21 protein-coding genes are annotated in these 24,691 nt (G+C 55.2%); 2 read left to right on the top strand and 19 right to left on the bottom strand.

Annotated features, from left to right (window positions below; translation table 11 throughout):
- From HY272_10375 to hemJ, 10 genes are all read right to left on the bottom strand, one after another.
- Positions 1-1,695, bottom strand: coding sequence for a tetratricopeptide repeat protein (locus HY272_10375; protein ID MBI3773089.1), 1,695 nt, complete (start codon positions 1,693-1,695; stop codon positions 1-3).
- Positions 1,692-3,365: a glycosyltransferase family protein gene (locus HY272_10370; GenBank protein MBI3773088.1), complete on the bottom strand. Its 1,674-nt coding sequence runs from the start codon at positions 3,363-3,365 to the stop codon at positions 1,692-1,694. The genes HY272_10375 and HY272_10370 overlap by 4 nt, the downstream gene beginning before the upstream one ends.
- 113 nt (positions 3,366-3,478) lie before the next feature.
- Positions 3,479-4,087 (bottom strand): SPOR domain-containing protein, encoded by a 609-nt coding sequence (locus tag HY272_10365; GenBank protein MBI3773087.1) that lies wholly within the window; start codon positions 4,085-4,087, stop codon positions 3,479-3,481.
- A gap of 6 nt (positions 4,088-4,093) precedes the next feature.
- On the bottom strand, positions 4,094-5,854 hold the full coding sequence (locus HY272_10360) for an arginine--tRNA ligase (GenBank protein ID MBI3773086.1): 1,761 nt from the start codon (positions 5,852-5,854) through the stop codon (positions 4,094-4,096).
- A 156-nt stretch (positions 5,855-6,010) separates the two neighbouring features.
- On the bottom strand, positions 6,011-6,547 hold the full coding sequence (locus HY272_10355; GenBank protein ID MBI3773085.1) for a transposase: 537 nt from the start codon (positions 6,545-6,547) through the stop codon (positions 6,011-6,013).
- Between the two features lie 22 nt (positions 6,548-6,569).
- Positions 6,570-7,316: a hypothetical protein gene (locus HY272_10350; protein ID MBI3773084.1), complete on the bottom strand. Its 747-nt coding sequence runs from the start codon at positions 7,314-7,316 to the stop codon at positions 6,570-6,572.
- Between the two features lie 213 nt (positions 7,317-7,529).
- Complete coding sequence (locus HY272_10345; GenBank protein MBI3773083.1) at positions 7,530-7,820, bottom strand: hypothetical protein; 291 nt, start codon at positions 7,818-7,820, stop codon at positions 7,530-7,532.
- Complete coding sequence (locus HY272_10340) at positions 7,820-9,430, bottom strand: RHS repeat-associated core domain-containing protein (GenBank protein ID MBI3773082.1); 1,611 nt, start codon at positions 9,428-9,430, stop codon at positions 7,820-7,822. The genes HY272_10345 and HY272_10340 overlap by 1 nt, the downstream gene beginning before the upstream one ends.
- An 84-nt stretch (positions 9,431-9,514) precedes the next feature.
- Positions 9,515-11,722 carry a primosomal protein N' gene (locus HY272_10335; GenBank protein ID MBI3773081.1) on the bottom strand — a complete coding sequence of 736 codons (2,208 nt, stop codon included), beginning with the start codon at positions 11,720-11,722 and terminating at the stop codon, positions 9,515-9,517.
- A 333-nt stretch (positions 11,723-12,055) separates the two neighbouring features.
- Positions 12,056-12,478, bottom strand: coding sequence for a protoporphyrinogen oxidase HemJ (hemJ, locus tag HY272_10330; protein ID MBI3773080.1), 423 nt, complete (start codon positions 12,476-12,478; stop codon positions 12,056-12,058).
- 231 nt (positions 12,479-12,709) lie between these two features.
- Here hemJ and HY272_10325 point away from each other — a divergent pair, with 231 nt between their 5' ends.
- Positions 12,710-13,138 carry a DedA family protein gene (locus HY272_10325; protein ID MBI3773079.1) on the top strand — a complete coding sequence of 143 codons (429 nt, stop codon included), beginning with the start codon at positions 12,710-12,712 and terminating at the stop codon, positions 13,136-13,138.
- 112 nt (positions 13,139-13,250) lie between these two features.
- Here HY272_10325 and HY272_10320 read toward each other — a convergent pair whose 3' ends face one another.
- Positions 13,251-14,348 carry a cyclic nucleotide-binding domain-containing protein gene (locus HY272_10320; GenBank protein ID MBI3773078.1) on the bottom strand — a complete coding sequence of 366 codons (1,098 nt, stop codon included), beginning with the start codon at positions 14,346-14,348 and terminating at the stop codon, positions 13,251-13,253.
- Between the two features lie 162 nt (positions 14,349-14,510).
- On the opposite strand from HY272_10320, the gene HY272_10315 reads away from it, so the two are divergent.
- The gene (locus tag HY272_10315; GenBank protein MBI3773077.1) at positions 14,511-18,365 is read left to right on the top strand and encodes a DUF3683 domain-containing protein; all 3,855 of its coding nucleotides are present in this window, start codon (positions 14,511-14,513) and stop codon (positions 18,363-18,365) included.
- A 74-nt stretch (positions 18,366-18,439) separates the two neighbouring features.
- Here the strand turns inward: HY272_10315 and HY272_10310 are convergent, their stop codons facing one another.
- The 8 genes from HY272_10310 to HY272_10275 form a co-directional block, all read right to left on the bottom strand.
- On the bottom strand, positions 18,440-19,435 hold the full coding sequence (locus tag HY272_10310; protein MBI3773076.1) for a methyl-accepting chemotaxis protein: 996 nt from the start codon (positions 19,433-19,435) through the stop codon (positions 18,440-18,442).
- The gene (locus tag HY272_10305; GenBank protein MBI3773075.1) at positions 19,350-20,486 is read right to left on the bottom strand and encodes a nitrate- and nitrite sensing domain-containing protein; all 1,137 of its coding nucleotides are present in this window, start codon (positions 20,484-20,486) and stop codon (positions 19,350-19,352) included. The genes HY272_10310 and HY272_10305 overlap by 86 nt, the downstream gene beginning before the upstream one ends.
- Positions 20,487-20,845: 359 nt before the next feature.
- Positions 20,846-21,592, bottom strand: coding sequence for a sulfite exporter TauE/SafE family protein (locus HY272_10300; GenBank protein MBI3773074.1), 747 nt, complete (start codon positions 21,590-21,592; stop codon positions 20,846-20,848).
- 59 nt (positions 21,593-21,651) lie between these two features.
- Positions 21,652-22,680 carry an AgmX/PglI C-terminal domain-containing protein gene (locus tag HY272_10295; GenBank protein MBI3773073.1) on the bottom strand — a complete coding sequence of 343 codons (1,029 nt, stop codon included), beginning with the start codon at positions 22,678-22,680 and terminating at the stop codon, positions 21,652-21,654.
- The gene (locus HY272_10290) at positions 22,680-23,180 is read right to left on the bottom strand and encodes a biopolymer transporter ExbD (protein ID MBI3773072.1); all 501 of its coding nucleotides are present in this window, start codon (positions 23,178-23,180) and stop codon (positions 22,680-22,682) included. The genes HY272_10295 and HY272_10290 overlap by 1 nt, the downstream gene beginning before the upstream one ends.
- Positions 23,177-23,671, bottom strand: a complete 495-nt coding sequence (locus tag HY272_10285) for a biopolymer transporter ExbD (protein MBI3773071.1) — start codon at positions 23,669-23,671, stop codon at positions 23,177-23,179. Before HY272_10285 ends, HY272_10290 begins: the two co-directional genes overlap by 4 nt.
- Positions 23,668-24,321, bottom strand: a complete 654-nt coding sequence (locus HY272_10280; GenBank protein MBI3773070.1) for a MotA/TolQ/ExbB proton channel family protein — start codon at positions 24,319-24,321, stop codon at positions 23,668-23,670. The genes HY272_10285 and HY272_10280 overlap by 4 nt, the downstream gene beginning before the upstream one ends.
- Positions 24,322-24,411: 90 nt before the next feature.
- Entirely contained in the window at positions 24,412-24,684 is a 273-nt protein-coding gene (locus tag HY272_10275; protein ID MBI3773069.1) for a hypothetical protein, read from the bottom strand.
- Positions 24,685-24,691: the final 7 nt, after the last annotated feature.

Raw genomic sequence — 24,691 nt, 5'->3', positions numbered from 1 at the left:
TTATTTTTTGTCCGCGCTGAGTTTGGCAAGCTCAGCGCAAATGCGTTGGGTTACGTTGCTCCAGTCCCCGTCTGCTGCGCGGCGGAACAGACGCATCGAGCGATACCAGGGGCTATCCTCGCGATCAAGCAGCCAGCGCCATTCAGGTGGGAAATAAAGCAAGGTCCAGGTACATTTCCCGAGTGCGCCTGCTAAATGCGCGGCGGCAGTATCCACGGTGATGATCAGATCAAGATTGTCGATGACGGCGGCGGTGTCGGCAAAGTCATTCAATTCTGTTGAAAGGTCAACAAGATCGAGTTTAACTTCTGAGGACTTGATTTGGGTCGTAGCGGAGCCTTTTTGCAGGCTATAAAACCGGGTGTTAGGTGCTGTGCTCAAGCAGGAAAAATCCTTGAGCCCGGCGGTGCGCCGCTGATTGGAGACGTGAAATCCACTGCCGGCCCATACCAGCCCAACATTGAAATATTCAGGATTGATTTTTTGGCGCCATTGAGCGCTGAGTGCAGGGTCGGTCTTTAAGTAAGCTCCGGGTGACGGAATGGTGTCGATGGTGGTGCCAAAAAAGTGGGGCAGACTCATCAGTGGAATATGAAAATCACATGACTCACTGCGCGCCTGCTCGTAATTTTTGACGGCTATTTTCGTGATGCCGGGGATGTTCTGTAGCAGTTTTATCAGTTCTGCCTGGCAATAGAAAATCACCTTGGCGCCTTTCTCGGCCAGTAACGGGACGTAACGAACAAACTGGATAGTGTCGCCAAAACCCTGTTCAGCATAAACGAGAATGGTGCGACCCTGCAGTGGCTCGCCATTCCAGCGCGGCATGTTGAAATCACATTTCCCCATTTGCAATTGCCAGCGCCAAAAGCGGGTGCGCCATTCGTGTTCTTGCCAGCCTTCGGCATAACGTCCAAGCAAGAGCAATTGTAAGCTACGTCCCCAATGTGCAGTAACATCGTCAGGGAATCGTTGTACGGCTTCATCGAGATATTGCAGGGCACCAAGAAAGTCTCCCTTGGCGGAACGTAATGACGCTTTACCCTGAAGCACAGTTGAATGGAGGCTGGGGTCAAGTGTTAATGCCTTGTTCAAGGCGGTCTCGGCTTGAACAAGTTCGTAGCGATCAATGTGTAGTTCGTTGAGGAAGAGGTAGATTTGTGCCGAATTTGGCGCCAATGCCAGCGCGGCTTGGTATTGAGTGGCCGCCGCATCGGGCTGGCCGCATAAACGCAAAGCTTCTCCGTAGTTAACTATCAAATCGGCGTTCTTGGGCTGCAGTTGCAATGCACTGCGGTAAAAAGAAAGTGATTCATCCGGTTTGCCTATGCGCTTGAGAATGTTAGCCAGTTGATAGGGGCCTTCGCCATCTTCAGGTTTGAGTCGCGTATAAGTGCGCCAGCAGGGTTCGGCTTCATGAAGTCGTCCCTGGCGAATCAGTAATTGGCCAAGATTGAATTGTGCCTGGGTTAGACTGGGATTGATGGTGATTGCTTGGCGAAAAGCATTTTCGGCGGCAACCAGATCGCCGAGCATGCCATTTACGGCGCCATAATTCAGCCAGATTTCCGCATTGCCGGGAAAGACTTGGCAGATCTCCTCAAATGCAAGCTTGGCTTCAGGCAGGTGATTTTGCTGGAGCAAAGCTTCAGCTTTGCGCTTGGCAGTGTTGAGATTGAGCGTTTGCTTCTTCATTGTTTGGCAGACAGTTTACGCAATTCAGCAGTGACATTTTCGATTACAGGAGACCAGTCGCGTGTGGTGTCTTGTCTGAACAGCCGCATCGAGGGATACCATACGCTAGATTCGCCCTCAAGTTGCCAGCGCCAGTCAGGTGGAAAATAGAGCAGCACCCACACCGCTTTACCCAGTCCACCGGCGAGATGGGCGGTTGCGGTATCTGCACAAATCACCAGATCAAGGCATGAGATGGCGGCAGCCGCATCGGCGAAGTCAGTGATCTGAGCACCTAAGTCGGTAATGGACAAGCCCTTCGGCGGCGTTGCAAGTTGTTCTGCCCTCGGCCCTTTCTGCAAGCTGTAGAAACTAACGCCTGCAACAGTCGCCAATGGATTAAAAGCGGGTAACGACAAGGAGCGAACGGCATTTTTCTGATGAGACGGACTACCTGCCCAGACAAGACCAATCTTGAAACCGGCGTCGCTGATACGCTGCTGCCACTGTTCACGCAGGACTGTATCAGAAGTGAGGTAGGTGCCATTCCAGTGAACAGGCTCAGGGGCCAGGTAATGTGGCAGACTCATCATGTAAACGCATGCATCGATACGGCGATCATCGAGCACATCGCGCGTGCTGATGATCTCGCTAATGCCATCGACATTTCGCAGCAGGCGGACTAATTCAGGTTTGCAGTAAACAATCAGTTTGTGGCAACGCTGTGCCAGTAGCGGCAGATACCGGCAAAATTGCAGGGTGTCGCCGAATCCCTGCTCCGCAATGACGAGCAGCGTGCCATCAGGTAGCGGTTTTCCATCCCAACGTGGCGCAGATAATTGTAGGTTGCCATATTGTTGCAACCACTCCGGATGTTGCAGGCGGGATTCGAATTCCACCCAGCCTTCTTTGTAACGGCCCAGCGCCAGCAGTAGATGCGCGCGGCTTAATTTAGCGTGGGCATGGTTTGGGTCGATGCTGAGTGCTTTTTCCAGGTGGTTCAGTGCTTGTTGTGGCTGGCCCCTCTCCTGATAGGTGATACCCATGTTGAAATGATAGCTCGCTTCATGCGCAGGACTAAGTGCCAGGGCACGCTTGAATGCGATGAATGCCTGCTCGTACAGACACTGGTCGCGGTGGATGGATCCGATGCAGTCATAAATCAACGGGTTGTCGGGGTCCAGTTGGCGTGCCGTTTCATAGGCGGTCAACGCCTCTTGAAAACGGCCAAGTTGTTGTAACAACCCGCCGAGTTCAATGTGTAGTTGCGGGTCGGCATTGTTGAGGGAGATGGCCTGACGATAATATTTTTCGGCGTCATTGAGCCGGCCAAGCCGACGATAAAAAAAGGCAATGGCATGGCAACCTGCCGTTGAATCCGGTTGCATCAAGATGTGGGTTTGAAAATTGCGTTCGGCATCAGTGTAATTTTGCAAGCTAGCCTGTGCCTGGGCCAGTTCGAGATAATAGGCTGCAATATTGGAGTTGACCGCGATTGCCTTACCGAAGGCAAATACGGCATCTCTTGGGTGATTAAGCTGTTTGGCGATCGATCCTAATTTTGCCCAAATCTTATCGTCATTCGGAGCCTGTTGGCATGCCGTGAAATAAGCATCTCTGGCCGCCAGCAGTTTACCCTCGCTGAGTAATTTCTCGGCCAGTTTAAGCTGTTTTTTGATATTAACCCGCATTTCTCACCACAAATCTCGGCAATTGCTCCTGCTGCGGCCGCTTAATGCACCGAATCTTCGCGGCGTACTCCCTTCAGGCTTCTCGGCAGACATAGACGGTTTTGATGTCGGGATCAACCTTGTATCTTTACTACCAGCGTGTTCATTTTGTTAGCGTGAATCCGATTACGAATGCGGTTCATTTCGCGGGTATCAGTAAAGGGGCCGACACGAACACGATGCCAGGTTTCCTCATTGCTGGAAACGCTATCGATACTGGACTCGACGCCAAGGAAGGCAAGTTTAGCCTTGAGGCTGTCAGCGTCTTCCTTGTGGCGGAATGAGCCGACCTGGATAACGTACTTGCCGCTTTGTTTTTCAGCGATGCGCTGTTGTTGTTCGCGTATTTCGTTGTCCGGAATTACAACTTCTTGTTCCGGTAGCAAAGTATAAAATTCAAAGCGCGGTTTCTCTGGTATAGATTTTCTGGCTTCAGCTTTTGATTTGGAGCTTTCAGCAGGCTGTGCTTTGGAGACAGGTTTGGTTTCGGCAGCCGTTTTAGTGTCTGATTGCGGAGTGCCGTCTTTTTTAATAAATAGGTAAGCGCCAACACCGACCAGTCCGCCAATCACCAAGCCAGTGACCAGCATCACCCAGCCAGGTGTGCTACTGCCGCCTCGGCCTTTGCCGCGCGGTTTGCTCTTGGACTTGCCTTTGCTGGAGCTGCCTTTGTAATCTTTCACAGCGGCTTACATGCTTTCCGGCGCGCTGACGCCGAGCAGCTCAAGGCCATTCTTAATAGTCTGGCGCACGGCTTGAATCAAGGTAAGACGTGCATTGCGCAGCGCCGCCTCGTCGACCAGGAACTGATGCGAGTTGTAATAGACATGAAAATCATTGGCCAGATCACGCAGATAATGCGCCAGCTGGTGCGGTTCGTGATTGAGCGCCGCCATCTCAAGGATTTCAGAATAACGCGACAGATTCATCATCAGCGTCTGTTCGTGGGCTTCATGCAGCAAATGCAGGCTGGCACGGCCTTGGGCCGCATCGTAACTAAAGCCCTTTTCCGTCAATTGCCGCAGCACGCTACAGACACGGGCATGAGCATACTGAATGTAATAAACAGGATTGTCGGAAGATTGCGACTTAGCCAGATCAAGATCGAAGTCCATATGCTGCTCACACTTGCGCATCACATAGAAGAAACGCGCGGCATCATTGCCGACTTCAGCGCGTAATTCGCGCAGTGTTACGAACTGGCCTGAGCGCGTCGACATCTGCACCCGTTCGCCGCCGCGATACAAAATGGCGAATTGCACCAGCAGCACGTCGAGTTTGTCCGGATTATCGCCCAGTGCCTTGAGCGCGCCTTTGACGCGCGGTACGTAACCGTGATGATCGGCGCCCCAGATGTCGATCACACGCTCAAAACCGCGCTCCATCTTGTCCATGTGATAGGCAATATCAGAGGCGAAATAGGTGATCTGGCCGTTCTCGCGCACCACGACGCGGTCTTTCTCATCACCGAATTCGGTGGAGCGGAACCACTGCGCGCCGTCTTTTTCATAAACAAAACCATTATCCCGCAAGCGTTGCAGGGTACGTTCGACAGCATTGGATTCGGTCAGCGAATGTTCGGAATACCACTGATCATAGGTGACACCAAATTCTTCCAGATCCTGGCGGATGTCGGCCAGCACGGTGTCGAGACCGAGATCAAACACTTCGCGATAGGCGCTGGCACCAAGCAGATTTTTCGCCCGCGCCACCAGGGCATCGATATGGATTTCTTTATCGCCGCCCTGCGGTTCATCGGCGGGGATATCGGCAAACACTTCGTCGGCGAAGTGGCGCAATGTGATGCCACGCATTTTGTAGAGCGCGCCGGAAATCTCGCGCACGTATTCACCCTTGTAGCCGTTGCTGGGGAAGGTGAACTTCTCGCCGCATTGTTCCAGATACCGCAGCCAGATGCTGGTGCCGAGGATATCCATCTGCCGTCCGGCGTCGTTGACGTAATACTCGCGATGGACGTTAAAGCCCACAGCGGCGAGCAGGTTGGCGACGGTAGCGCCATAAGCTGCGCCACGGCCGTGGCCGACATGCAGCGGGCCGGTCGGGTTGGCGGAAACGAATTCAACTTGAATAGACTTACCCGCACCCACGCTCGAACGGCCAAAGCGGTTGCCTTGATCCAGCGCATCCGTGACCGCCGCCTGATAGGCCTCTGGTTTAAGCGTGAAATTGATAAAGCCTGGGCCAGCAATCTCGATCTTGGCGACCAGATCCGATGTCGGCAATGCGGCGATCAGCTTTTCCGCCAGCTGGCGTGGATTCTGTTTTGCGGCCTTGCCCAGCATCAGCGCATTGTTGCAGGCGAAATCGCCATGGCGCGGATCGCGGCAGCGCTCCAGCAACGGGGTGGCATCCAACCCCCCGGGCAGGGTGCCGTTCTGTTGCAGGGTGCGGATGGCCTGGGTAACGAGCTGTTGCAAATGTTGTTTCATGGAGCTTGGGGTTCTCAGCGATAAATACACGATTAGCGGGCAATTATCCCTTGCCGGAGGAGGCGGCGCAACAGAGCGACAGTATTGTAGGTCGGGTTAGCGGGCGCGACGGACTGAAAGTCCTAGTCCTTTAGGGTAACCCGACGACCTAGCCGCTCACTCATGCCCAACACCTTCGAAATCCAATGAGGCCTGTCCCCAATCCGCGGGATATATCCCTTCCCCAACGTGGCGGTGAAAACTGGAATAGGGCCATGCCAAGGGTGATGACGTATACCCATGTTTCACCGGGTTGTAATGAATGTATTCCACATGGCGGACAAAATCTGCTTCATCCCGCAAGGCATGCTCCCAATACCGGTGTTGCCAGATGGCCTGTTGCTGCTTTGTGGCACGGGAACGATTCGGGGCGATGCGCAACGCCGGGTCGCAATGTTTGGTAAACCAGGTCTTGATCAGGCGCCAGCGTCTGGAGAAATCCGCATCGCCAGGCGGCAGGGTCCAGATACAATGCAGATGGTCAGGGAGCACCGCGATCGCATCTATTTCGAAGGGATGCCTGGCGCGCACCGCGCGAAAAGCCGCGCGCAACACGTCAATCGTCGTCGCGTTCAAAAGCAATGGACGGCGTTCCTCTGTTACGAGAGTAAAAAAGAACGATCCTCCGGGGATGAATACACGCCGGTATCTCATTTCAATGACATATCATGTCGGGTTACGCTACGCTAACCCGACCTACGATGTCTGCTTCACGGAACACAAACGATTGGCTCCCCTCTGTCGCATCCGTCTTGGCCAGCGTCACCGCCTTGGGGGCAAACCAGAACTCCACCGACAGCGCATTGCCACTGTTATCTTGCAGCGTCAGGTTGTCCTTGAACATGCGCTCGGCGAAACCTTTGTAATCACTGGGCAAGCCCGGATATGCGGTCTGAAGCAATGCGCCGTTCTCGGCAATCCCCAGTGACAGTTGTTTAAGCAGATAATCGGCCTCGAACAGAATCTGGCCGAAGTTGCGGTTGCGAGTGGCGCCGAAGTAGGTGACATCCCACAATCCGGTCTGATAAGCCCGGGCGGTATCCGCCGTATAGAAGGTAATGCCGGGGTCCTGATTCATGGCGAAGACGGAATTGATCGCCACCACCAGATCGTCCATGTCGATCACCCCCTGAACCGCGCCTTCACCCACAAACACCACTTCGCCCTTGACCGGATCATAGGTCGCGCCACGGATGTTGTTGACTTGGTTGAGCAGGGTCAGGGTTTTGTTAAGGGTGACGCCGGCGAAGTTGGACGGCGTATTCGATGTTGAATTGACGATCCCTCCGTCGCCGATGGAACACATCTCCGCCGCCCCCGCCCCCGCGCTCCACACCATCCCGGCGCTGATCGCCGCGACGCGCAGTGCGCGGGCGAGGGTGTTGAGTTTGAATTGGGTGGTCGTCATCTCAGCGTGTTTCATACTTCTTTCCCCAGGACCGGCCACGCCGGTTGTGTTGTTGTTTGTTGTGGTGTTCGTGTTCGTACATTCAATGTAGCCTCGATGAAGCGTAGCGGAATCGAGGTATTTATCGTTTATCCTATCGTCAGTCCCGGATTCCGTTTCACTTCATCCGGGCTACGCTTGCTTCAGTTATTGGCGTCTTACATCGTAATTAGTGCGCCTTACGCGCGTTCAAAGAAAATACCCTACCGTCACAATAAGCAACAAAGTGAAAATAGTTAAGAAAATTACGTATCCAAAAATAGTCGAAAATTTGCGCCCGAAATATTTTTCGCCGTAACCCATATAATATGGAAACGGCACATTTTTCTTAATTGCCCATAAAAATTCAAAAAACGCCCCTACATTGACTAACCATACACCGATCAATACAAACTCTTCGACCAAATCAGTAGCAATTGCAACAATCGAACCTAAAACAACGATCAATACCAGAAGCTGCTGGATATCCTGCCGACTCATTATTTGTACCTACACACTGAGGGTGGTGGACTATATGTTGGATCGAGTTTTGATCTCACCCACTCATTCGCGCTATAGTGTTGCTTATCAATTTCTTCTATTAAATTGAACTTCTTCTCTGTGTACGCAGTTCCGCCCGCAATCGTTCCCTCTCCCCAGGCGAGACCAAGTGATAAATCAGCATTTCTCTTATCGTCAACCAAAGATGGCGCTGCAAATGCCAAACCTCTTTCGTTAAACTCAGTCAGGTTAGCAGACGCTGTTAATGCTCCATGTATAGGACCATAGAGCCGACCACCTACCGTACCTTCCAATGTGACGCCATTACTCGGGGTGGCCGTAGACAACATCAGAGAATACCCGCTGCTATTGCCCAAACCAGGCATCACTTTGGAATAAACGTCTAGAGTTGCCAAATCGAGAATCGCACACCCTCCAGCCCCACCGATTGAAAATGCATCGCCGCACGCCTCAATCGACGCCAACCCTCTCGGATCCACAAACGAAAGCGGATTATTCATCACATACACATACCGATTCTGCGTCGCCGGTTCCGCCATGCGGCCGAGGAACGGATCGACGCTGATGAATCGGCCGAGCTGCGGGTCGTAGTAACGGGCGCGCAGGTACAGGAGTCCGGTGTTGGCATCGTATTCCTCGCCGGTGTAGCCGTGGCGGGTGGTGGTGTTGCCGCTGACGAGGGTGCGGCTGCCGAAGGCGTCGTAACGGTATTCGTTGATGACGGCGGCGCTGCTGCTTAAGGCATGAGTGATGTTGCCGGTGCTGCCGCCGGGGAGCAGGTATTGGCTGGCGCCGCCGATCTCTTCGGCCAGGGGTTCATGGTCGCCGTAGACATGGCGGGCGGTGACGCTGTTGTTGCTGTCGAGCTCCATCAGCACGTGGTTCATGCCGAAGACGGGGGCGGTGAGGTATTTTGTGGTTTGGCCATTGACGGTTTTGCTGACGCGGGCGCCGAGGGCGTTGTAGGCGTAGTCAACGGTGGTGCCGGGTTTTTGGAGTTTGATCAAATAGCCGCGGTCATCCCAGGTGTAGGTGGTGAGGCCGTTGGTGGCGTGGCTGCGGGTTTGGATGCGGCCGACGCTGTCGTAGGTGAGTTGTTTCTGCACGGCTTCGCTGCCGGCGGGCGGTGTGTAATAAACTGTTTGCAGGCGATTGCCGTCGTAGGCGTAGCGATAGACGCCGTAGGCTTTGGGCGTGCCGCCGCTGGCGGCGGGGTTGTTGAGATTGGTGATGGTCTCCTGGGTGCGGTTGCCGAAGGCGTCGTAGACGAAGACGGTGTTGCGGCCGTCGGCTTCGGTGACGGTTTCGAGGCGCTGGTTGCCGTCGTAGGTGTAGTCGGTGTTGCTGACGCTGCTGGCCGTGGTGCGGGTGATGCGGCTGTAGAGCGTGGTGTTGGGGACGTAGGTGAAGGTGTCGCTGTAGATCAGGCTGGTGTCTGACTTGTTATGGGTGATGCTTTTGAGGCGGCCGGTGTCGGCTTCATATTGCCAGCTGGTTTTGACGCCGTTGGGGTAGGTGCGCGATTGCAGGCGGCGCAGAACAGACCATGCCGCGAGTGAGTGTTCCGATTCAGGGAGGTCGTTGAACATGAGCACAGATTAAAGGGAAAAGGGGAAAGAAGAAAGGACAACGGGATAACCCATCTACGTCATTTCGGATGGCCGCGTTCCCATTTACAACAAATCTATCGGATCCACATCCAGCGACATTCTGACTTTGCGCGCCGTTGGCAATTCCGATAATCGTGGCGTCCAGATATCCAACAGCTTATGCAATGTGGCTCGGCGAGGGGCTTGCAGCAGCAATTGGGCTCGGAATTTTCCGGCACGGCGTTCCATCGGTGCGGGCAGTGGTCCGAACAGTTCGACACCGGCGTGCCCGATCCCGGCAGCCAAGGCCTGTGCCTGTTCCAAAAATGCCAACGGGGCTTCACGCTGGCTTGCTTCCGCCCGTAATACCGCCAAGTATTGGTAGGGCGGCAGAGCGGCGGTTTCGCGTTCGGCCAAGGCATCTTCGGCGAAGGCGTGGTAACCCTCGCGACACAAGCGTTGCAGCAGCGGGTGGTCGGGATGATGAGTCTGGATCACCACTTCACCCGGACGTTCGGCGCGACCGGCGCGACCGCCGACCTGTACGATCAATTGCGCCATCCGTTCCCCGGCACGAAAGTCGATGCCGAACAGGCCTTGATCACCATCGAGAACGCCGACCAGAGTGACATCAGGAAAGTGATGGCCCTTGGCCAGCATCTGGGTGCCAATCAAAATCCGGCTACGACCATCGTGAATGTCACTGAGGATTTGTTCGAGGCTGCCCTTGCGCCGGGTGCTGTCGCGGTCGATGCGGCAAATGCCAATGTCCGGGAAGTGTTGTTGCAACGTTTGTTCGATGCGTTCGGTGCCGCTGCCGATGGCGCGTAAATCGGCGCTGCCGCAGCTCGGGCATTGTTGCGGCAATGGCCGTTGGCTGCCGCAATGATGGCAACGCAGGTGTCGTTGTTGCTGATGCAGCGTCATGTGCGCATCGCAGCGGCGACACTCCGCAGTCCAGCCGCATTCGTGGCAAATCAATGTTGGTGCAAAGCCGCGACGATTGAGGAAGAGCAACACCTGGCCGCCCGCATCCAAATGCCGTCGCATACGTTGCAACAAAGGTTCGGAAAGTTGTTCCTGCATCACCTGTCGTCGCAGATCGAGCAATTCCACGCGCGGTGCCTGTGCGCTACCGGCGCGATCCGGCAAATGTAAGCGTTGAAAACGCCCCTGTTTTACATTGAGCAGACTTTCAAACGACGGTGTTGCCGAACCGAGCACGATGGGAATATTCAATTGCTGCGCGCGTACCAGCGCTAGATCGCGGGCCGAATAGCGGAATCCGGATTGTTGTTTGAACGACGCGTCGTGTTCTTCATCGACAATGATTACCCCCGGCTTCGCCAGCGGCGTGAACACGGCGGAGCGGGTGCCGATCACAATCGCCGCATCGCCAGCAGCGGCGTAAAGCCAGGCATTTTGCCGTTCATGTTCGCTTAAGCCGGAATGCAGCACCGCCAGCGGCGCCGAGAAACGCTGCTCGAAGCGCATTAACAATTGCGGGGTCAGTGTGATTTCAGGCACTAGTACTAACGCCTGTCGGCCTGAGGCCAGCACTTGAGCGATGATTTGCAAATACACTTCCGTCTTACCGCTGCCCGTCACACCATCAAGTAAGAATGGCGTGAATTTATCGAGCTGTGCACACACAGTATCAACGGCGGCGGCTTGTGCTGGGTTTAGTGATGGCGGTGTGTCACTGGGGTTATGATTGTGTTTCAGATCGGGAATCTGCTCGATGCGCGCCCAGCCTTTGGTGCAGAGTTGGTTTAGCGTTTTGCGATCGACGCTGTCGTCCAGTTCGTCATCGGCAAGACAATTGTCGTTGGCCCGCAAGCGCTGCAACAATGCGGCCTGTCGAACTGCGCGGCGCGCCAAGGCAGTGGTGTCCTGTTCGGCACCGATGTCGCTCAAATGCCAGCGTGAACGTTGGCCCGGAATCGCTGCCTCACCTTGCCGCAGCCGCGTTGGCAGTGCTGTGGCGATGACCTCGCCCAGCGGGTGGTGATAATAGTCCGCCGCCCAGCGCAAAAAATGTAATAAGTCCGGCGGAAGGAGCGGCGTTTGATCCAGCACCGCTTCGGCCGGGCGCAGGCGCTGGCGATCAATCGATGAATGGTCGACGACCTCGAGCAAAATCCCCACCGTCTGGCTGCGGCCGAAGGGCAGTCGCAGTCGCATGCCCGGTTGCAGATTGGGGTTACTGCCATCGCGCGGCGGCAGATAATCGAAACAGCGATACAGTGGTGAGGGTATTGCGACGCGCAAAATGGTAGGGGGGTTGGCCATGGCGGGCATTTTAGCACCCTCGCCAAAACCGAGTATTTTGAATGGTCTTGTTAACGCAATTTCTTAAGTGAGTAACGCTAACTGCTTATGATTGTTTTGATTTGCCATGTTATGCACTAATCCTGTGGATAACTCTGTGCATGATTTACAATCAGGCATGCCAAGTGGCCGCCGTTGTTACAGATTTATTAAACTGATCACGTCGTGATCTTAAAATATATCTTTATAAGTTTCAATTAGTTATTAATGTTTGCCGAGACGGTCTCAGGGCGGGGAAATATTTTATCCCCGGCGCTTGACCTGCCGGCGCCGGGTGTGTACAAAACGTTGCGCCTAAAAGGGTCGAACCACGACCAGGATTACTGCCGCGATCAAAATCAGTACTGGGAATTCATTGAACCAGCGGAAAAAAACGTGGCTGCGGCGGTTGCGGTCATGCTTGAAATCCTTCACCAGCTTGCCGCACCAAACGTGATAACCAATTAACAATAGCACCAGGGCCATTTTGGCATGGAACCAGCCGCCGCTGTTAAGGCCCAGGTCATAGCCCATCACCAGCCACAAGCCAAACACTGTCGTTAGCACCGCGCCGGGAGTCATAATGCCGTAGAAGAGCTTGCGCTCCATAATCTTAAACCGCTCCAGGCTCGGCGGGTCATCACTCATCGCGTGATAGACAAACAAGCGTGGTAAATAGAACAGTCCGGCGAACCAGGTGACCATGAAAATGATGTGAAAGGCTTTAACCCAAAGCATAGTGTTGATTCCTAATCAATTTCGATCCGACTGTTTAGCATATCCCGGCGGGGGATGCTACCTTGTGCAAGCTGAAGAAGAACGATAGAACCGCGAAGGACGCTAAGGACGCAAATATTCAACGCTGTTGTGTTGAGGCGGTACCCTTGAGCGCAGATGCGCCTGTTGGGCGATTTTCCTTCGCGTTCTTTGCGGCCTTAGCCGTTTGCTTTTTTTAGGATGATGGAGACGATGGACGAGTGGGTGCAGGAGTGGGGTTTATGGGGGCTGTTCGCCAGTGCCTTTGTCTCATCCACGCTGTTTCCCGGCGGCTCGGAAGTGGTGTTGCTGGCCTTGGCGCTGGAGAAGACGCATGCCATCAGCACGCTGTTTGTGGTGGCGACGGTCGGTAATGTCATCGGCGGCATGACCTCGTGGGGCATCGGTCGCTGGCTGGCTGTGCGTTTTCCCGGCCGAAGTTTGAGTCATCCCCGGCAACAGGTGATGCTCAAACAACTACAGCGCTGGGGGAGTCCACTTTTACTTTTGTCGTGGCTGCCGGTGATTGGCGATCCGCTGTGTTTGGTGGCGGGCTGGTTACGCATCAACCCTTGGCTGGCGCTACTGTTTACGGCGATCGGCAGAGGGTGTCGCTATGCGTTTTTGTTGTTGTGGGTGTAAAAAATCAATCGCAGGGACGATTCATGAATCGCTCATTTATAGTTTCAGCCGATTATTAAACAATGAGCACTATGTGGTCTGGTTAGTCGCGGAGCGGCGTAATCCGGAGAATCTACGCCGCGCCAGGACTCGCCATCGACTCAACATTCGGCAAGCCACCTTTAATCACGCTCACCTCAAAGCCGTACTGGCTCAGAATAAACGCCGCGGCGGAGCTGCGGCGGCCGGTCTGGCAATAGCAAATGTACTGTTTGTCGTGGGCAAGTGTCTGCGCGAGGCGGTGTGTGTCGTTGAGTGGGATGTTGATCGCGCCAGGCATGTGGTGGTGCTGGAATTCGTTGCGGGCGCGGACATCGATCCATTGTGCGCCTTGTGCAATTTTCTTTCCGGCATCTTCCAGTGTAATCCAGTTCTGCATCGGTTCCTGCATCAGGGTCAGGAATTCTTGCTTATTCAGCCGCAGCAATACGCCGTCGGTTTGCATGGAGACCGTGGCATTGCGGGGCTTGTCCGAAATCAATGCCGCCTCGCCAAAGCTTGAGCCCTCGCTCAGGTGCGCCATTTCGATCGAGTCATCATTATTTTGTTCGTCGGCATCGGCAATGCGTGTGACCAGCGCCTCGCCTTGTTCAATCACGTAAAAATAATCGCCCTCGTCACCCTGGCGGATGATGACTTCACCGGCGTGGACGCGCATCGGTTCCATTTTTTCCAGCAGCAGATCGATGTTGGCGGCAGGCAATTTACGGAAGTTGGGTGAGTGCTGCATCTTGCTCTTGAGCGCGCCTTTGTCGATGGTGATGATTTCATCGCCGCTCATGATCACTTCTTCGGTGTCGGATGATGCGCTCTGCGCCCAGGCGAGCATGGTGTCGACCAGCTCGCGGTCGATGCGGATGAAGATCACCGGTGTTAACGCGGTCACAGTGCAACGATGCGGTTGCTGATTATCCAGCGGATGGCGGCTTTGCGGTGTTTTGCTGGCGATGCGGGTAGTAGTGCCATCGGGTGCGCGCAACTCAACTTCGCCCTCCATCAAGTACCAGAGCGAGTTGTCGCTGTCGCCAGTCTTGAACAGGGGGCGGCCTTTGGTCGCGGCTTGTTCCATGGCCTGGGCGGCCAGTTCAGAGATCTGGTCGGGCTGGAGGGAGGCGATCGGTTCGAGCCGGACAAAGCTCGAGAGATTCACTCCGCTCGTTGCGTCATTCATGACAGTCGAGTTTCCCTTTTGTTTCAACATGCATGGATTGTTACGACACCGCCACCCTGGCCTTCTTCCCGCAGCAGCGGCAAGTTAATCCTATCCCATGGACATGATACACTTGCGGCCTGTGCGGGCAGTCGCCCGATATTGTTATCGGCCAACTAAATCATGACATTAGACAGCGGGATCAGGCTCCGCGAAATCCCCTATAATTACACGTCTTTCTCCGATCGTGAGATAGTCATACGCTACCTCGGCGATTCCATGTGGGGCGTCCTCAATGAGCTGCGAGGCGCTCGCCGCACGGGTCGCTCGGCGCGGATGTTGTTCGAAGTGCTGGGGGATATGTGGGTCATTCAGCGCAATCCCTTTATCCAGGATGACCTGCTGGAAAATCCTAGCCGCTGGGGGTCTTTGACGCATGCCTTGCACCATCGTTTGGACCAGATTCTGATCCGGGCGTCGGGTAATGACCGGGCCTTGCAGCTGGTGACCAAGGCGCGGGTGGCGGTGGCCGAGTTCGAGGCCTGGTTGCCGCGGCAGGGGGCGTTGCGCAAAAAGGTGTTCAGACGCCTCGCCAAAGTCACCCGCAAGGACAATATCCGTTTCGATGGCCTGTCGCGGGTGTCGCATGTGACGGACGCCACCGACTGGCGCGTGGAATACCCGCTGGTGGTGTTGATGCCGGACACTGAGGCCGAGATCGCGCCCCTGGTCGCGGCCTGTATTGAGCTGGGCCTGACTATCATCCCGCGGGGCGGCGGTACCGGTTATACCGGCGGGGCGGTGCCCCTGTATGGCGATACTGCCGTGATCAATACCGAGAAGTTGGAAGCGCTGGGGCAGGTTGAATATCGCGCGCTGGAGGGTGTTGCGGACAAGGTCGCCACCGTGCGCGCCGAGGCGGGCGTGGTCACGCGCCGGGTCAGCGATCTGGCTCATGCCAATAAACTGGTCTTTGCGGTCGACCCGACCTCACAGGATGCCTCCACCATCGGCGGTAACATCGCCATGAATGCCGGTGGCAAGAAGGCGGTGTTGTGGGGCACGGCGCTGGATAACCTGGTGTCGTGGCGGATGGTGACGCCGGACGCCGACTGGCTTGAAGTTGAACGTCTCAATCACAACCTTGGCAAGATCCACGATCAGGCGGAAGTCACGTTTCGTGTGACGCGTTACAAAGCCGATGGCAAGACACGACGCAGCGAGCCGGAGCTGTTGCGCATGCCTGGTACCCTGTTTCGCAAACGTGGCTTGGGAAAGGATGTCACCGATAAGTTTCTCGGCGGCTTGCCAGGAATTCAGAAAGAAGGCTGTGATGGCCTGATTACCTCGGGCGTGTTTATTTTACATCGTGAACCCAAATTCACGCGCACGGTGTGTCTGGAATTTTTCGGCAATAACGTCAGCCTTGCCGTACCGGCGATCCTCGAAACCAAGAACTATCTCGATGCCAATCCCAATGTCATGTTGTCGGGGCTGGAACATCTCGATGAGCGTTACGTCAAGGCCGTGAACTATAACACCAAGGCGCCACGCCGCGAGCGGCCGAAGATGGTGTTGTTGATCGATGTCGCGGGCGACGATGAAAACGCCGTCGCCGAAGCATCTTCCACCGTGGTGCGCATGGCCAATGCCCGCAACGCTGAAGGTTTTGTGGCGGTCAGCCCCGAGGCGCGGCGCCGGTTCTGGGAGGATCGTTCACGTACCGCCGCCATTGCCGCCCACACCAACGCCTTCAAAGTGAATGAAGACGTGGTGATTCCGCTGGAGCGTCTGGGTGACTACAACGACGGCATCGAGCGCATCAATATCGAATATTCAACGCGCAACAAGCTGCGCATGCTGGCGGCGGTGCGTGAGTATCTGCAAGGCGATTTGCCGGAGTCACGGCGCGCGCCGGGCTATGAGCATAGCAGTGAAGCAGCGGCGATTTTCGAAGCCAAGCGTCGTGCCGCGCTTGAGTATGTCAGCAAGCTGGAGCGTCGCTGGACGACATTGATGGAATGTCTCGATCAGCCGGCGGTAGCCCATGATGAATTATTGGATGCCGAGGCGCGTGCTGCGCTACAGCCCGGTGATACGCTGTTTAATCTCCTGTTGCGCCGTGATTTACGCATTTCCTATCGCCACGAGGCAGAACGACCACTGAAAGATATTTTCCATGGCCAGGATCTGGAGCCAGTGCGTAAGCGTCTGGATGAGATTCATAAAGAGATACGTACCAGCCGCTTATTCGTTGCCATGCATATGCATGCTGGCGATGGCAACGTGCACACCAATATTCCGGTCAACTCCAATGACTATCAGATGTTGCAGGAAGCGGACCAGATCGTTGGGCGGGTGATGCATCTGGCGACTGCGTTGGAGGGTGTTATTTCCGGTGAGCACGGCATCGGCATCACCAAGTTTCAGTATTTGGGTGCGGCCGATGTTCAGCGTTTCGCCGATTACAAGCAGAAGATCGATCCCAAGGGCAATTTCAATCGCGGCAAGTTGATGCCGGGCTCAGGATTGAATAACGCCTATACACCTTCTTTGCGTTTAGTGCAGCAAGAGGCGCTGATTCTCGAAGAAAGCGAACTCGGCGCGCTCAATGACGACATTAAGCATTGTCTGCGTTGCGGCAAGTGTAAGCCGGAATGCAGTACCCATGTGCCACGCGCCAATCTGTTGTATTCGCCGCGCAACAAGATTTTGGCCTCGGGCCTGATTATTGAAGCGTTTCTGTACGAGGAACAGACACGGCGCGGGATTTCGATTCGTCATTTCGATGAGATGAACGATGTTGCCGACCATTGTACGGTGTGTCACAAGTGTTTGAATCCGTGTCCGGTCAATATCGATTTCGGTGATGTGACAATCCGCATGCGGACCATACTCCAGAATCGCGGCCAGAAGCGCACCAATATCAGCACGCGGGCGGCAATGGCGTTTTTGAATATCACCGATCCGGCAACGATCAAGATTATGCGTAAGCTGATGATCGAGTGGGGTTACGGCGCGCAACGTTTGGCACATCGCATATTCAAGCAAAAACGCTGGTTTGGCGAAAAGGAACTGCCTGCGGCGACTACCGGTAAGATGCCGGTCAAGGCGCAGATCATCAACTTCATGAAGAAGCCGATGCCGGCTGGGTTGCCGTCACAGACCATGCGCGCCATGCTGGGCGCGGAGGACGCCAAGACAGTGTCGATCTTGCGCGATCCGACCAGGGTTACTGAAGAAACCGAAGCCGTGTTTTATTTTCCGGGTTGCGGCTCGGAGCGGTTGTTTAGCGAGATCGGTCTCGCCACATTGTCGATGCTTTATAACACTGGCGTGCAGACAGTGTTGCCGCCAGGCTATCTTTGTTGCGGTTATCCGCAAACCTCAAGTGGTGATGCAGCCAAGGGGCGTCAGATCACGACCGATAATCGCGTATTGTTCCATCGTATTGCCAACACGCTCAATTATCTCGACATCAAGACCGTCATTGTGTCTTGCGGCACCTGCATGGATCAGTTGCTGAAATATGAGTTCGAAAAAATCTTCCCGGGTTGCCGCTTGCTCGATATCCATGAGTTTTTGATGGAGCGGGGTGTCAGTTTGGAGAATGTCGATGGTGTGAAATATCTGTATCACGATCCTTGCCACACACCGATGAAGACGCACAATCCAATCAAGGTCGCGTCGACTTTGTTGAATCAGGATGTGCAACTCTCGCCGCGCTGTTGCGGCGAGGCAGGCACATTTGCGGTATCGCGTCCGGACATCGCCACCCAGGTGCGCTTCCGCAAGCAGGAAGAGTTGCAAAAAGGCATCACCGCCCTAACGGGGCAGCCGCGTGCGGAAACAGGACAGGTGAAGTTGCTGACATCATGCCCCGCCTGCCAGCAAGGCTTGGCTCGTTATGGCGACGATACTAATGCCGAGGTTGCCTATATTGTGGTCGAGCTGGCCAATAAGCAACTCGGTGCCGGTTGGCAGAGCCGTTTTATCGAGCAGGCGAAGCAGGGTGGGATTGAGCGGGTGTTGTTGTAAATACAACGTAGGGTGCGCCATGCGCACCATTGCTTTGCTGCTAAAAAGCGCGCGTGCGCATGGCGCACCCTACTCTACGAAATCTTAAACCGCCCCACCAGATTTTGCAGTTCAGCGCCGAGGCGGCTTAATTCCTGGCTTGCGCTCTTGGTTTGTTCCGAGCCGCTGGCGGTCTGTTCCGCCAGGTCGCGAATATTCGAAACATTCTTGTTCATTTCCTCGGCGGTGGCGCTTTGTTCTTCCGCTGCGCTGGCAATCAAGGTATTCATTTCATTGATGGTGGATACCGAAGCGCTGATGCTCTGTAACGCTTGTTCGGTCTGATGCGCCTGACTGACGCTGGTTTCAGCAGTCTTGCTGCCTTCCTGCATGGTGGCCGCTGCGCTGCGTGATTGCGTTTGCAGCTTGGCGATCATGGCCTCGATTTCAACGGTCGATTGCTGGGTGCGGCTGGCCAGGGTGCGTACCTCGTCGGCCACCACGGCAAAGCCCCGGCCCTGTTCACCGGCGCGTGCCGCTTCTATCGCCGCATTCAGCGCCAGCAGATTGGTTTGCTCGGCAATGGATTTGATGACGTCCAAAATTTTACCGATCGCCTGGCTGTCGCTTTCCAGTTGTTTGATCACTCCCGCCGATTTTTCCACCTCAGCGGCCAGGTGGCTGATTGTGGTCACGGTGTTATTCACCACGCTTAATCCATTACGAACCTCTTGCTCCGCCTTGCTGGCAGCGGTGGCCGCGCCAGCGGCATTGTTGGCCACTTCATGCACGGTCGCGGTCATTTGATTCATGGCGGTCGCGACCAGCTCTGTTTCCCGGCGCTGGCGATCAATGTTGTTAGCGCTGTCTTGAGAAGAGGTTGCGACTTCTTCCGACGCCGATCCCAATTGCGCAGCGCTGCCGACAATTTTCTCCAGCACCTGTTGCATTTGCTGGGCCATGGTATTAAAGCTGGTGGCAATGCCCTGCATTTCGTCATGAGTATTAATGGTGAGGCGAGTGGTGAGATCGCCGCCTGCCAGGCGCTGTGCCGCCTGCCAGGCGCTGTGCCGCCTGCCCCGTCTGGACAATATTGGTTTCAATGGATGAGTACAAGCCGCCGAACATGTAGGCCACCAGTCCAAGTACTGCGACAGCCAACCCGCCATCTAACCACATGGCCTTGGTGCCACTGGCAATGCGGGCGTTATAGAGCGCCCCCAGTTCCGGTAGGGCCGAATCATAGTTCTCAAAGCTTTTATCAATGGCAAAGGTGGCTGTATCGAAGACCTCGTTTGGTTTTACCTGGATGGCCGTGGCGTCTATAAACGCGGTGGTGTAGAAATTCGTGAGCATGGCGATTGCTGCGGCACCCTCTTCAAACCCCTTGTCGAGCTTGGCCTGTAATCCCACGTCATGTTTGGTGGCCAACTTGGCTTCGAATTTGACTGATTGGATGGCAATATTGACGCGATCAAGCAGTACCGAGATCTTGGTTTTTTGCTCGGGTGTAATTTCGCCCTTGGCCGCGATCGATACCCCCAGGCCACGTCCCTGACCCAGGGATTCGAGGGCCAGCGGCAATTTGTTGGTCAGAATGTCACCGAGGTAAAATGCATCTGCATGACCGTCCAGACTCATCTGGCTGTTATCGGCAATGCGTGCGTTGTAGTCGAGCACATCCGCCAGCAGGGCGGTGTGTGTCTTGAGGCTCTCGGGTGGGGACATGCTCATGGAGCTGTTCTTAATGGTTTCCCATTTACTTTGCAGGGCGCTTAGCTCGCTGTTGAGCTCGAGACGAGTGTTCTCGCTGCTCTCCATCTCTTTCAGCTTGGTGAACGCAGCATCAACAGTCCCGCGCTTGTCCATAATCTTGCTTTGGAAACTTTGATCGCCATTGAGGTAGGCCCCCGTCATCGCCCGGTGTTGGGCGATGTGTTGCAACAGTTGCCGGCTTTGTTTCAGGTATTGCAGCCCGAGCTGTTCTTGCCGGGTGACATTAATTTCATCGTGGATACGTTGCAGCAGCATGGTGGCGAGTATCATCATCGGCACGAAGACGATTAGCGTAATGAGTGCAAACTTTTGGGAATAACGCATGCGATTCATGATGGCCGCAGCGGGAGCGAGGAACGAGTTCATGAGACCCCCTTGTCTTTGATGTCAGAGAATATTCGATATGGGACTGATCCACTCGGCCAGTCCTGTGGCGGTGACTGGGCCACGAAAACATAACGGCCAGTGGGGTGAATAGTTGAGCCGAGCTCAGGCGGGAATGTTAAATAACCTATTTTCATGTCTTGGATGGCGCATCCTTGGCCGGACGGGATGTTGTTCATATCTATATATTTAATAGGGCTTTATTGTCTAAAAAAGGGGGTGGCAAAACTCATGATGAATGGCAAGGGTTACCAAGCACACTGTGTAGACGGTAAAAAATAAATAAAGCCGTAAGAAGGGGTAGGAAGAAGCTGGCGTACTGCCTTTTTTTGAGAATGTGTTCAGGAAAAACTGCGCGCGATCATTTTCAATGCGGCCACGACCAGCACTAATGCCAATGCGCGGCGGATGTAGGGTGTGCTGAGGTAGCGACTGCCATACTCAGCCCCAATCAACCCGCCCACCAACGCCAGCAATGCCCATAACGGCAATGACTGTGGCCAACTAATTCCGGCGCTACTCAAACCGATCAAGCCTGCGATTGAGTTAACCAAAATAAACGGCGCGGCAATCGCCGACACAGTGCGCGTGGGAGCCCAGGCCAGCATGATCATGAGCGGACTGAGAAAAATGCCGCCACCGACACCGGTCAAGCCGGAGAGCAGGCCGATACCGGCGCCGCTGATTAATAAGGGCAGTGTGGGTGGTGTGTGAATTCGTTCCTGGTGGGAGGTGGGTGCGCCACGCCACATCCAGAGGGCGGTGTAGGCGAGAACAACACCCAATAACGGGGCGTAAAAAACGGCGGGCAGTTGCCAATAGCCGCCAATGAAGGCGGCGGGCGCGGAACACAATACCAGCGGCAAAAATAGGCGTCGGTCGAAATGTCCGGCGCGTGCGAAACGATATGTGCCGATGCTGGCCACCAGGACATTCAGCGCCAGGGCGGTGGGTTTCATGGTGGCGGGCGCGATACCAAACAAGGCCATCGCGGCAAGATAGCCGGAGGCGCCGCCATGACCGACTGCGGCATACAGTAATGCAGCGGCGAAAATCAGTCCGGCGAGGAGAATAGCGTCAATATCCATTTGCGCCTAGCTTTCGGCCAGTTTGCGTATTTGCGTAGACAATGACCAATACGCATTAATTAGTTCGGCAAGAGTTCCATCGGATAGTTGACCGATGTGGCTGAAACATCCTTGGCGCCAAAATTGATGCTCTTGATCTTGAGTGTCAGTTTGCGCTCCAGGTCGGCGTCGCCCAATTCAGAAGAAACAATACTGCATTCAGTGACGGCGCCGCTGGGGTCGATCACGATCTTGAATACGATTTTGCCCTGCAATGCCGGGTTGCTACGCAGTGCGCGTTGATAAATGGCATAAATTGCGTTGTAGTTGGCTTGCATGATGCGGGCAATCTCATCTTCCGAACGGCCGCTGCTGCGTTCGCCCTTGGCTTTGTTTGCGCTGGCTACACTGCTGCCGCTGGCCTCCTGATTGGCAATTTCGCTGCTGATGCTGGCAACCTGACGGCCGCCGAGATCGGCGCCGCTGCCGGTACTGCGGCCAAATTTGGACGTATCGATGCCGCCGCTGCCTTTGCTGGCTTTGCCCACCAGAATAGAGGTGGCCTTGGCGCTTTCTTTTTGGCCACTGGTGATCAGTTCCTGCGCCGGTTTGTTAGTGCTCGCGGTTGTTGCCGGTGCAGAGTCACGCAAATCGGCCAGCATGTCACTCATGGCCAGGACGCCGCTGGCGGCTGCTTTTTTACGCGCGGCTTCGACTCTAGCCTGCGGTTGTTCGGCAACGGCTGGAACAGGCGGTGCCTGCTGCGGCTCAGGTTTGGCCTCCGGTTTTGGTTCCTCTTTTTTAACCTCTTTCGCGGGGACTTCAGGCTCCGGCTTTTTCTCCTCAAGTTTGGGCAGTTCCGGCGCCGGTGGTAGCTCAACCTTGGGGATTTCGATTTGTTTGCGCTCCATGATGATCTGCGCCAGATGCGGCGGCACGATTGCAGCTTCGCGCACGGGGGGCGGTGGGACACGGAGCAAATTCAGGGCCACACCCAGCAGCAGGGCGAGAATGATACACACCGTGCTGATGATGCGAAAACGGCGCTCATCCGCAGCGTTGCTGGTCCAAGGCATGGTGGGGGCAGTCATCGCTAACGTCGCGCTCATTATTCCGCCTTTACCGTTTGCGGGGAGACTGCCAGCGAGATTTTGTTGTATTGCGCCTGGGTGCAGCTCACCATGATCTTTTTCAAGAGTACATAGGGGATGGCCTTGTCACCCATGATGGTGATCTCGTCGGGGACGGCGGTTTTGCTATTCAGCGCCTTGGTGCGTTGCGCCTGATAGCGCAATTCTTCCACCAGGGCCGGAATGAAACTGTTCTGTAGATTGATGGCCTCGTCGGTGGTGACGATCTTGCGCCCCTCGACGACGATGTCCTGGGCAGTGACCATAACGACAACCGTTTCCTTGGCCGCGCCTTGGGCGGTGGATTCGGGTAATTTCAGGCTCTTGGTGGTGGGCATATTTTGCACATCGCCAGCATTCACCAGCAGGAAGAATACTAATACCGTCAGCAAGTCGATCATCGGTACCAGGTTGATGGTGGCATGTCCCTTGCGCCGGTGATGACGCTGCATGCGCTTGGCGCGACGCGACATTTTCATGGTTGAGTCCCTGGCGCGTCGCCCAGCGAGATGTCGGGGAACAGTTCACCGAAGCGCACCGAGCCGGCGGAGACCACGGCAAAGGTACGCGTGGCATCCATGGTTTTCACGAGGACCTGATACGGGGTGTTGGGTTCGGACAAAATGACGGCGTCTTTTTTGTCGGGGAAACGCACTTTGACTTGTTTCAGTGTTTCGTTGAGGCCTTTGAAATCATAGGTGCCGTTTTTGTTTTTAATGCGTTGGATCAGCCCACCCTTGTGATCGCCGACATCCAGCGAATCTGGACGAATGGTAACTTCCAGTTGCAGCGCCTCGCTCGGATTCGCCGCACCGGTAACCGCAGGCGGGATATTGAGTTCCAGCACGGCGTTCTGGAAATAAGTCGCCGATCCCAGGAAGAATGTCACCAGGACCACCATGAGGTTGATGAATGACGTTACCTCAAGGTCGGGGGTTTCATGCCCCCGGCGGCGAAGCCGGCTTCTCATGCGCCTTTTCCACTCTTGTTGGCGGTGTCGAGCATGTTGAGGAATTTGACTGCGGCCATTTCCAGACTATCCACCAGCGCGGTGGTCTTGCTTTGCAGGAAAGAGTAGATCAGCATCATCGGGATGGCTGCGCCCAGGCCAAACGCGGTCGCGTTCATACCGACGGCAATCGCGGCGGAGAGCAGTTCGGCCTTTTGCGAGGGTTCGGCGTGGGCGACGGCGCCGAAGGCATCGATCAGGCCGGAGACAGTGCCGAGCAGTCCGAGCAGCATCGCGACATTGGCCAGCGTGGCCAGGTAGTGAGTGCGCTTTTCGAGGTTGGGGATGACTTCCATCAGGCCTTCTTCCATCGCGGTTTCGATTTCGTCGCGGTGCTCGGCCCGGTTTTTGACCCGCGCCAGACCGTAGGCCAGCATGTTCCCCATGGCCGCCTTGGATTCGCTGGCCAGCTTCATCGCCTGGTCAATGTTGCCACGCTGGACTAGCGGCACGACGTCATCCCAAACCTTGCGGCTGCTGGCGCTGGCGCGGCTGAGGTAGAGGAAACGCTCCACCGCAATCGCCAGACCGACCGAGGTGACCAGCAGGATCAAATACATGAAAAAGCCGCCATTTTGGAAAAAGCGGACCAGACCATTCAGTGCTTCCATTAGATTCTCCTTAACAACACAGGGTGCTGAGATTATATCGATCGCAAGTGTAATGGGTTTAGAGTGGTATGTCTGAATTTAGGAAAAAAGTTAACGCGCGGGCGAGGCAAGCATATTTTGCATCAGGTCATGATAGCGTACCTGGCGCTGAAATAACTCCGGGTTCAGAGGGTCGAGTACATCGGCCACCAAACTACCGGTCGTGGGTTTATCAATGTCCGCAGTGTCCATTTTTTTCCAGGGCACAATGTACATCACCTTCGGCAGCTCGCGCTGGCCGTAAATGGTCATACCCTCGACGTTGAGGGTTTGGATCTCTTCGGCATAGAGGGGCAGTGGCTTAAGCCCAATACCGGTGAACACTAATGCT

This window comes from Gammaproteobacteria bacterium (assembly GCA_016200485.1).
In the GTDB taxonomy this organism is placed as follows: domain Bacteria; phylum Pseudomonadota; class Gammaproteobacteria; order Tenderiales; family Tenderiaceae; genus JACQEP01.
The sequence above is the reverse complement of the archived record's forward strand: the minus strand, read 5'-3'. Positions and strand labels throughout refer to the sequence as shown.